This is a genomic window from Ruegeria sp. AB8, assembly GCF_056542605.1.
Map to the genome: position 1 here is coordinate 19359 of NZ_JBQGAB010000032.1, position 8140 is coordinate 27498.

Consider the following 8140-nt stretch of genomic DNA (forward strand, 5'->3'; position numbering starts at 1 on the left):
TCTTATGCTGTGTTTTGTCTCTCATAGTCCGGTGTCTACGAGAGGGTCGTGCGGAGGGCAGGGGCAGAACGCAGAAAAAATACTTGGTCTGTTTTGCCCCAAGTCGGAACTTTGTCTTCGTTGTCTAACGAATCTCTTGATGGCGCTTTCCTTCAACTCGGAAAACTCGGAGGTCGCTTTTGATGACCCGAGTTTTGCAAGTTGCGAAAACGTTTCCGTACAAAGGTCCACAAATGGACCGTCCTCACGAATGGGTGGAGGTTTGTCAAAAATTTCCTCGTAAAGATCAAAGAGCTTTCTCAATAGGTGATTACGGGCCTTGTCGGCACCTCGACCCTTGGGCCTGTGAGCACCTGCCAAATCTGTACTCAAAGCGGAAGCAAGAGCCTTGAGAATCTCAGACAAGGAGTGGATTGGCGATTTTACGTAGCGCAAGTGTTGTGGATCCAGCTTGCTGGCAACATCACGGTATTCCAATAACTCGCGCTCAATGTCTGGGAATTCACCTGAACGCTCGTCAGTGCTGCTTAGCGCGACTTCTGAAAAAATGTGTTTGCTTGCTTCTGAGGTCGTCAACGCTCCAAGCAGGAAGCTTGTATCCGAAGAGATGAACACTTCATCTACAATCCAATCACAATCATTTGCATGTTCTGCAGCGACGTTCAGAGCCTTCGATAACTCCTCCAGATTTTTACGAGACTCATGTCGAACACTGCGATCCCGACTGTTGAAAGACCCTTGACGGCCAGCCTCTTTAAGCTCCTTCTTGAGGTCATACAGAACTTCCGCTTCCTCGAAGATGTTTTTTAAGCCCGTCTTGAAGATGTATGCTTTTTCGTCATCAAGCCCCAAACGAACACAAAGACATTCGATATTTAGTTCTGAAATCGCGCTTTGAACAAAGTCACTAGAATGAAGACCCTTGGAAGTTTCTGACGGCATCTCAGTTCCCTTTATCGGCTACTATAGCATCAGCACAGACTGTGCCGAACTAAGAAACGAGGCGCTTATTTTGAGCCGTCAATATTCTCTGCGGGACCTTTACCCAAAATCTCGAAAGGTCGGATTATTCTCTCAACGACCGCGAGATACATAGCGAGTGGGGTATCAACAAACTCGGAAAGACAAAGCCGGATCTAAATTGACACCCAAAGGCTCACACTGGACACCTCCAGTTACAGAGAGGTTAATGCCGGCGAGAGTCCATTTATTTACTTTGAGCTTCAAATTGCGAATTACCGCTTCATGGCACAAATCAGACATCTTACAAAAACACTCAGATGACCGCACCGAGCCCGAAGCGGGCGTCGCAATTTCGCGTCGTGCGTGCCCCTCAGCGGAGAAATTTCTGCAAAAAGCAATAACAGCCATGACAAAGCGCAGCATCGTGTCCGAACTTTCGGGCATCACGCAGAAATATCGGAGGGTGAAACTTGCAGAGCGCGCAAAAAACCGGCCTCGAAAAATGGCTTGGTTATGTGTAGTTGTATGGCTGAGCTTAGTGCTCTTCCTGTACAGACAACAGGTAAGTGAAGAAAAAAGATAACCTCCAGACGAACGAGGCAATGAAAGACTGTGCTTTCCGCCTCTCCAATCGACTTCAGGTGCCGACAATTTGGCATCTTCGTTCTGGGTGCTAATTCGCTTCTGAAATTGTTAACCCACCCCGCTTCACCAAGAGGTCAACAATTGCGGCAACCCCTTTTTTGTGACGAAGGGACGAAAACAAAAAAGGCCGTCCCTTGCGCATTCTGGCTGCGTCTCTTTCCATGACCTCCAGTGAAGCGCCAACATGCGGCGCCAGATCCGTTTTGTTTATGACCAGGATGTCGGACTTTGTTATGGCCGGTCCGCCCTTTCGTGGGATTTCCTCACCAGCGGCGACGTCAATCACATAGATTGTAAGGTCCGCGAGCTCCGGGCTGAAAGTAGCCGACAGGTTGTCGCCGCCGCTTTCGATAAGAACAATATCGAGATCGGGATGGCGTTCCTGCATTTCAGCGACCGCTGCTAGGTTGATCGATGCATCCTCGCGGATCGCTGTATGTGGGCAACCGCCCGTTTCCACGCCCATAATTCTATCTTGGGGAAGAATTTGCATACGCATCAATGCTTCAGCGTCCTCCTGAGTATAAATGTCATTGGTGATGACACTCACCGAACAGACGTCGCGCAAAGCTTCGGATAAGGCAGCAGTCAAAGTGGTCTTTCCGGCTCCAACCGGACCACCGATGCCAACGCGAAGAGGGCCGTTCATATTGTTCATGTACGGAATATCCTTGAATACTGTGTTTCGTGTTTCATCGACGCTATGTCCGTCAGGAACGCAGTCGAACTCAGTTCTTCTAAGCCTGCCATTTGCGCTTTTTCGGCGACATGAGCGCATAGCGGTGTCAAATTACGTATCAGTCTCTGAGAATCGGTTTGGCCCAGCGGCACTAGGCGCGTTGCGCAGGCGACCAAGTTGCTTGCAAATGCTTGTAAATACATCTTGGTCGCCAGTAACATGGGGAGGCCCTGCAGACGTGCGGCGTGGCCTACTGAAACTGGGTAAGCATATTGTTGGATATCTAGTTCCCAGACGTCTCCTGTGACCGTTCCGAATGCTTGTCCCAGCAATTCGGTTTCCATTTTTCTTTCAGATGACGCGCAGATGGCCCGCGCTTTGGCATCGACACTGATAAGTTGATCTTTATCCTGAGCGTTGTATGCGGACACTACGAACAGAGCGTCATTCCATCCAGATCCATGTTCCAGCGCATGTGAAACCCAGGCTTGGGTGTCTTGTGAACTGGAGACAGCTCCCTCGTCAATTGCAGCTTCCAGCCCATGAGAATAGGCAAAGCCCCCTACGGGATATGCCGGAGACAACCACTGGGTTAGCGTAAGGATATCAGCGTCAGTGGGCGTGGCCATGAGTCCTGCCGTGGCCATAGGCCCCACCTTCGGGGGTGAACGGTTCGTGAACCTCCCGAACCGAGGCTCCGATTTTCAGAAGCATGTCCCGGATCACATGATCGACCTGAATCAGAAGCCGATCCTTTTCGATTTGGCAGGGCGTGTGGCGATTGCCGATATGCCAAGCAATGCGCGTCAGGTCCGGGGCTTTAACCTCCAGCAACGCTTCGGGTGCAGCCTGTATTTCCACTTCGCGACCGTCATCCAGAACCAAAGCGCCACCGTGGTTCAACGAAGTCGTTTGTGCCAGATCGATGAGAATCTGTTCGCCACTTTCGCAGGTCAAAACCTTGCGCCGCAAAAAGCGGTCGTCATAGGTTAATGACAGACAGTCTGCTGGATCGCTATGCGTGTGATCCGAATACTTACGTGCAATACAGAGCAGGGCGGTCATACCGTCGCCTCCTCTGCAGGGGGAATGGTCAGAGCCAGATTGAGTCCGAAAATACCCGATGCACGATCCGTTCGCGCGCCAGGCCGCGCTTTTTCAACTCTTCGTCGCTCAGTGATTGCAGGAATTCGACTTGCCGGACGCGTGATTGAGCTTCGGCCACGCTGATCAGGGCCGAGTAGATTGACGATCCGATGGATGCGATCAAATTTGGCAGCGAAAAGCGTGCGTGTGTTTGTGCTGTTGAGTGTGCCATTTGGACCCTCGTAAATGTTGGTCCCCCCATTGGTTTTAATATTTGTCATAGTGGCCTCACTTAGAAGAGCGTGTTTGGTCATTTCTGCCTTGCGCGGGCCGCAACTCAGCACATTTTTGATCAGAACAAAAAGTATCGTTGCGCCATTGGCAGGACTTCGGCGGGTTGGCAGGTCAGCAACTCGCCATCCGCCCGGACTTCGTAGGTTTCCGGATCAACTTCGACTTGCGGCGTCGCGTTGTTCAGCAGAAGATCCTGCTTGCCGATCTCACGCGTGTTTTGGACGGCGACGGTCTGTTTTGCCAATCCCAGTGCATCACCGATCCCGTCCGCATAGGCGGCTTGCGAGACAAATGTGATCGCCGAGTTTTCTACCGACCGACCATATGCGCCAAACATGGGGCGGCTATAGACAGGCTGCGGAGTGGGGATAGACGCGTTGGGATCGCCCATCTGCGCACACGCAATCGTGCCGCCCAGCAGAACCATCTCGGGCTTCACTCCGAAAAAGGCAGGGTTCCATAGGACTAAGTCGGCGCGCTTGCCTTCTTCGATGCTACCGATCTCATGGCTGAGGCCGTGGGCAATGGCTGGGTTGATGGTGTATTTCGCGATGTAGCGGCGGACGCGAAAGTTGTCGTTCTCACCGGTTTCTTCGGGTAGACGACCGCGCTGTTTCTTCATCTTACCGGCGGTTTGCCAAGTGCGGATCAATACCTCTCCGACCCGACCCATGGCCTGGCTGTCAGACGCGATGATCGAGAACGCGCCCATGTCGTGCAGGATATCTTCGGCTGCGATGGTCTCGCGCCGGATGCGGCTTTCGGCAAAGGCCACGTCCTCGGGGATGGACTTGTCGAGGTGATGACAGACCATCAGCATGTCCAGATGCTCTTCGACCGTATTCACTGTGAAGGGTCGCGTCGGGTTGGTCGAGGACGGCAGCACGTGGTTCTCGCCGCAGATCTTGATGATGTCCGGGGCGTGTCCACCGCCTGCGCCTTCAGTGTGGAAGGCGTGAATCGTACGACCTTTTATGGCCGCCAAGGTGTTTTCCACAAAGCCTGATTCATTCAGCGTGTCAGTGTGGATCATCACCTGCACGTCCATTGCATCGGCTGTCGACAGGCAGCAGTCGATGGCGGCGGGGGTTGTTCCCCAGTCTTCGTGCAGTTTCAGGGCACACGCTCCGGCTTTGACCTGTTCCTCCAGTCCAGCGGGTAGAGAGGCATTGCCCTTACCTGCAAAGGCTAGATTCATTGGAAACGCATCAGCGGCCTGCAACATCCGCCCGATATGCCAAGGTCCAGGGGTGCATGTGGTCGCCAGCGTACCATGCGCAGGCCCTGTGCCGCCGCCCAGCATTGTGGTCAGGCCGGAATGCAGCGCGTCCTCGATTTGTTGCGGGCAAATAAAGTGGATATGGCTGTCGAACCCGCCCGCCGTCAGGATGCGACCCTCTCCTGCAATTGCCTCAGTACCAGGGCCTATGATGATGTCCACGCCAGGTTGCGTATCGGGGTTGCCGGCTTTCCCAATCTTGGCGATACGCCCGCCCGTCAACCCAACGTCCGCTTTGTAGATACCGGAATAATCGACGATCAGTGCGTTGGTGATCACCGTATCCACGGCCCCTTCAGCGCGGGTGGCCTGAGATTGCCCCATCCCGTCGCGAATGACTTTGCCACCACCGAACTTGACCTCTTCCCCATAGACATCTTCGCGGTGCCCGGTTTCGCTGAAACGCGCAGCCGTTGCGCGCTCAACGATCAGGTCCTTCTCAACCTCGATGATCAGTTCGGTATCTGCCAATCGTACTTTGTCACCGACCGTGGGGCCGAACATTGACGCATAGTCACTTCGGCTGATCTTGCCCGGCATCTTTCAGAGCCCCCATGATATGCATATTGAAACCGTAGATGTGCCGGCGCCCGTCAACTGGCACTAGTATGACTTCGCGAGTCTGGCCCGGCTCAAATCTCACAGCCGTGCCTGCCGGGATGTCCAACCGCATCCCCAAGGCCGCGTAGCGATCAAAATCCAAGGCAGAGTTGGCTTCGGCAAAATGGTAATGGCTGCCGACCTGCACCGGTCGATCACCGGTATTGGCGACAACAACAAGACGACTGCTGCGTCCTGCGTTGAGTGTCAGTGAACCCTCGGCAGGTATGATCTCACCCGGGATCATTTAGGCAGATTCAATATGACCGTGATGGCGATGACCGCGATCAATGCCAGCCCAGCTGCGAGCAGGGCGAAATCACTGCCATGGGCATGAATATGGGTATCCGTATGGGCCAAAGCAGGACCAGCCAAAATAAAAGCGGGAAACAACATTCGGTTCATTTGGAACTCCTTGGAAATTAGCGGATTGGGTTGTGAACAGTGACAAGCTTAGTGCCGTCTGGGAAAGTAGCTTCGACCTGCACCTCGTGGATCATCTCGGGCACGCCTTGCATGCATTGGTCGCGGGTGATCACTTCGGCGCCGGCTTGCATCATATCGGCGACTGAACAGCCATCGCGTGCGCCTTCGACCACGGCGTCGGTAATCAGGGCAATGGCCTCGGGGTGGTTCAACTTGACACCGCGGGCCAGCCGTTTGCGGGCGACCTCAGCAGCCATGGCAACCAGTAGTTTGTCTTTTTCACGAGGGGTCAGGTTCATCTCAGAGAATCCAGCAACGGGGTAATGTGTCTTTGTTCAGCCTGCGCAGAACCGGGACCAGAGTGCGGCGAAGAGCCAAGCTGTTGTGGGCTAGAACACGGATAGCCAGCAGGTCATTTTGGAGTAGTGTTGCACCTGCGTCGTCGGGCAGCATTCCGCGAATAGAATCCAAATGACCTTCGGCAGCCTCCGATGCAAAGACGATCAGTGCCATCGCCCCTGCGCCGTTTGCAATATTCGGCTTGGATAGGTGAGAGTGCCAATTACCGGAGAACCGCATCGCATCCAGGAACACCAGCTTTCCTTCGTGTCGTATCTCGATCCGATCGCTTAAGCGGATATCGGTCAACGTCTCGCCCATGGCGGCGCGCCCAAAGACCAGCGGCTCTACCATCAAAACCTCGGCACCCGGTTGCTTTTCGATCGTCAGGTGTCGTTCCAAAGCACTGCCGTTGAACAAAATGCTCTCTTGCGGCAACCAATTCAGGCGGGCTCCTGCTTCAACCGTCAGATGATTGATAACCTGGGCACGTTCTTCAGGTTGGGCCTTGTAGGCACGCTCGCAGGCTTGTGTCGTCAGTGTCAGCGCGGTGCCTTCCGCTGCCTTGCCTGAAAACCGGAATGAATCGCCGCCTGTCACACCACCTGCAGTGTTCAGAAGAACCGCATCAAGATCAGGCGTCGGGGTTCTGGGAAACAGGCATTTCAAAGACCCGGACTGGCGCAACTTGTCGAGCACGGTCCTTTGGCCCAATTTCTTGGTGCACAAGTAGACGGTGCCTGAAGCACGGGGCGGCAGCGCACTGTACGTGGGCAATATGGCAGCAGCTTGGGTAATCGGGCACCTTTAAAGCGTCGTTTTAATGCCTCTTGTTTCTCTGTTGTAGGGTCGGAATGCTAATCTGAAGCGTCTGAAACTGCCTATTTTCATATCGTGCGGCTAAATATTAGACAGCGACGTCAGTCCTGGATGAAAAAACAGGCACACCTCGCTGGTTTTCTAATTTGAGTCAAAGGTAAGTTACCAAACTTGCTGCGATGCAGAACTGGTGTGGGAGCGGCCTTTCTGGCGGTAAGCAGCAACAGCTGGCCATCGCGCGGGCGCTGATTGCGATGCTGCGACTGCTGCTGAATGAGCCAACGAAGGCATTCAGCCGAAGTTAATCCAACAGATTGGCGAAGTGATCCGGCGCCTTAGAACGATGAGCGGAATGGCAATTGTTGTAGTCGAGTAGAATTTCGACTTCACCCATGACCTTGTCAAAAATGATTGTCGTGTCGTGACGTGGAGAAGTCATGGTGCAAAGGCACACGATGCACCTTGGCTGGCAGCGTTCAAACGGGAGCTGCAGTCCTTTCCACGCGGACGCAACGACGATCAAGTCGACAGCATGCCCATTTTCTGAACTGGTCCAAGGGACTGGGATTCTACCGGACACGGGGTCGAGATCACCAGATCAACATCGAAGGTCGGGAACGCAACCGCGAGAGTATCAAACGACGGTAGAGTCTCGGATAAAAGCTTGAAGACGCATCGAACTGTGCTTCAAAGGTGGTCACCTCTATCTATCCCGCGAGCAGTCCCAATGACTGCTCGCAACCGCTAACCAGTCTTTTGACTATAGCCCCGAATTACCGCTCTAAGCCTATTTCGTTGAAGAACTCTTCCTTTTGGTTCGTTTTCTCTTCGAGGAATTTGAGCGGCTGCGTGCCTCTCACGCAGGATTTTCGGCTGTCGGTTGCTGGATGAGCTTTGCGAGCTTTCTAAGGTTCTGGGCGGTGGCGGCGAGGTGGAACTCGTCCCGAGCGCCGCATGGGTCACGTAATCGGAGGCGCCCGAGACCGAGGATGCGCTTGAGGTGGGCAAAT

At 53.8% G+C, this 8140-nt stretch carries 10 protein-coding genes and 1 pseudogene; 1 reads left to right on the forward strand and 10 read right to left on the reverse strand.

What is annotated here, in order from left to right; genetic code table 11:
* Positions 1-21: 21 nt before the first annotated feature.
* The 10 genes from ACR0CG_RS21515 to ACR0CG_RS21560 form a co-directional block, all read right to left on the reverse strand.
* The gene (locus tag ACR0CG_RS21515; RefSeq protein ID WP_480527427.1) at positions 22-942 is read right to left on the reverse strand and encodes a hypothetical protein; all 921 of its coding nucleotides are present in this window, start codon (positions 940-942) and stop codon (positions 22-24) included.
* Positions 943-1636: 694 nt separating this feature from the next.
* Positions 1637-2266: an urease accessory protein UreG gene (gene ureG / locus ACR0CG_RS21520; protein ID WP_480527429.1), complete on the reverse strand. Its 630-nt coding sequence runs from the start codon at positions 2264-2266 to the stop codon at positions 1637-1639.
* On the reverse strand, positions 2263-2934 hold the full coding sequence (locus tag ACR0CG_RS21525) for an urease accessory protein UreF (protein WP_480527431.1): 672 nt from the start codon (positions 2932-2934) through the stop codon (positions 2263-2265). Before ACR0CG_RS21525 ends, ureG begins: the two co-directional genes overlap by 4 nt.
* Positions 2900-3352, reverse strand: a complete 453-nt coding sequence (gene ureE, locus ACR0CG_RS21530) for an urease accessory protein UreE (RefSeq protein WP_170613837.1) — start codon at positions 3350-3352, stop codon at positions 2900-2902. The genes ACR0CG_RS21525 and ureE overlap by 35 nt, the downstream gene beginning before the upstream one ends.
* Positions 3353-3380: 28 nt before the next feature.
* The gene (locus tag ACR0CG_RS21535) at positions 3381-3605 is read right to left on the reverse strand and encodes a DUF1127 domain-containing protein (RefSeq protein WP_170613839.1); all 225 of its coding nucleotides are present in this window, start codon (positions 3603-3605) and stop codon (positions 3381-3383) included.
* 120 nt (positions 3606-3725) lie between these two features.
* Positions 3726-5486: an urease subunit alpha gene (gene ureC, locus ACR0CG_RS21540; RefSeq protein WP_480527433.1), complete on the reverse strand. Its 1761-nt coding sequence runs from the start codon at positions 5484-5486 to the stop codon at positions 3726-3728.
* A complete protein-coding gene (locus ACR0CG_RS21545) occupies positions 5461-5793 on the reverse strand; it encodes an urease subunit beta (RefSeq protein ID WP_170613842.1) in 333 nt (110 codons plus the stop codon). Before ACR0CG_RS21545 ends, ureC begins: the two co-directional genes overlap by 26 nt.
* Complete coding sequence (locus tag ACR0CG_RS21550) at positions 5790-5951, reverse strand: hypothetical protein (RefSeq protein ID WP_170613844.1); 162 nt, start codon at positions 5949-5951, stop codon at positions 5790-5792. The genes ACR0CG_RS21545 and ACR0CG_RS21550 overlap by 4 nt, the downstream gene beginning before the upstream one ends.
* Positions 5952-5968: 17 nt before the next feature.
* On the reverse strand, positions 5969-6271 hold the full coding sequence (locus ACR0CG_RS21555) for an urease subunit gamma (protein ID WP_170613846.1): 303 nt from the start codon (positions 6269-6271) through the stop codon (positions 5969-5971).
* A 1-nt stretch (position 6272) separates the two neighbouring features.
* Positions 6273-7010: an urease accessory protein UreD gene (locus tag ACR0CG_RS21560; protein ID WP_480527435.1), complete on the reverse strand. Its 738-nt coding sequence runs from the start codon at positions 7008-7010 to the stop codon at positions 6273-6275.
* A 314-nt stretch (positions 7011-7324) separates the two neighbouring features.
* On the opposite strand from ACR0CG_RS21560, the pseudogene ACR0CG_RS21565 reads away from it, so the two are divergent.
* Positions 7325-7503: pseudogene (locus tag ACR0CG_RS21565) on the forward strand (ABC transporter ATP-binding protein); the annotation flags it as partial.
* Positions 7504-8140 lie beyond the last annotated feature (637 nt).

Coding starts and splice junctions, on each gene's coding strand:
- ACR0CG_RS21515 (WP_480527427.1), bottom strand. CDS start 942: ATGCCGTCAGAAACTTCCAAGGGTCTTCATTCTAGTGACTTTGTTCAA.
- ureG (WP_480527429.1), bottom strand. CDS start 2,266: ATGAACAATATGAACGGCCCTCTTCGCGTTGGCATCGGTGGTCCGGTT.
- ACR0CG_RS21525 (WP_480527431.1), bottom strand. CDS start 2,934: ATGGCCACGGCAGGACTCATGGCCACGCCCACTGACGCTGATATCCTT.
- ureE (WP_170613837.1), bottom strand. CDS start 3,352: ATGACCGCCCTGCTCTGTATTGCACGTAAGTATTCGGATCACACGCAT.
- ACR0CG_RS21535 (WP_170613839.1), bottom strand. CDS start 3,605: ATGGCACACTCAACAGCACAAACACACGCACGCTTTTCGCTGCCAAAT.
- ureC (WP_480527433.1), bottom strand. CDS start 5,486: ATGCCGGGCAAGATCAGCCGAAGTGACTATGCGTCAATGTTCGGCCCC.
- ACR0CG_RS21545 (WP_170613842.1), bottom strand. CDS start 5,793: ATGATCCCGGGTGAGATCATACCTGCCGAGGGTTCACTGACACTCAAC.
- ACR0CG_RS21550 (WP_170613844.1), bottom strand. CDS start 5,951: ATGAACCGAATGTTGTTTCCCGCTTTTATTTTGGCTGGTCCTGCTTTG.
- ACR0CG_RS21555 (WP_170613846.1), bottom strand. CDS start 6,271: ATGAACCTGACCCCTCGTGAAAAAGACAAACTACTGGTTGCCATGGCT.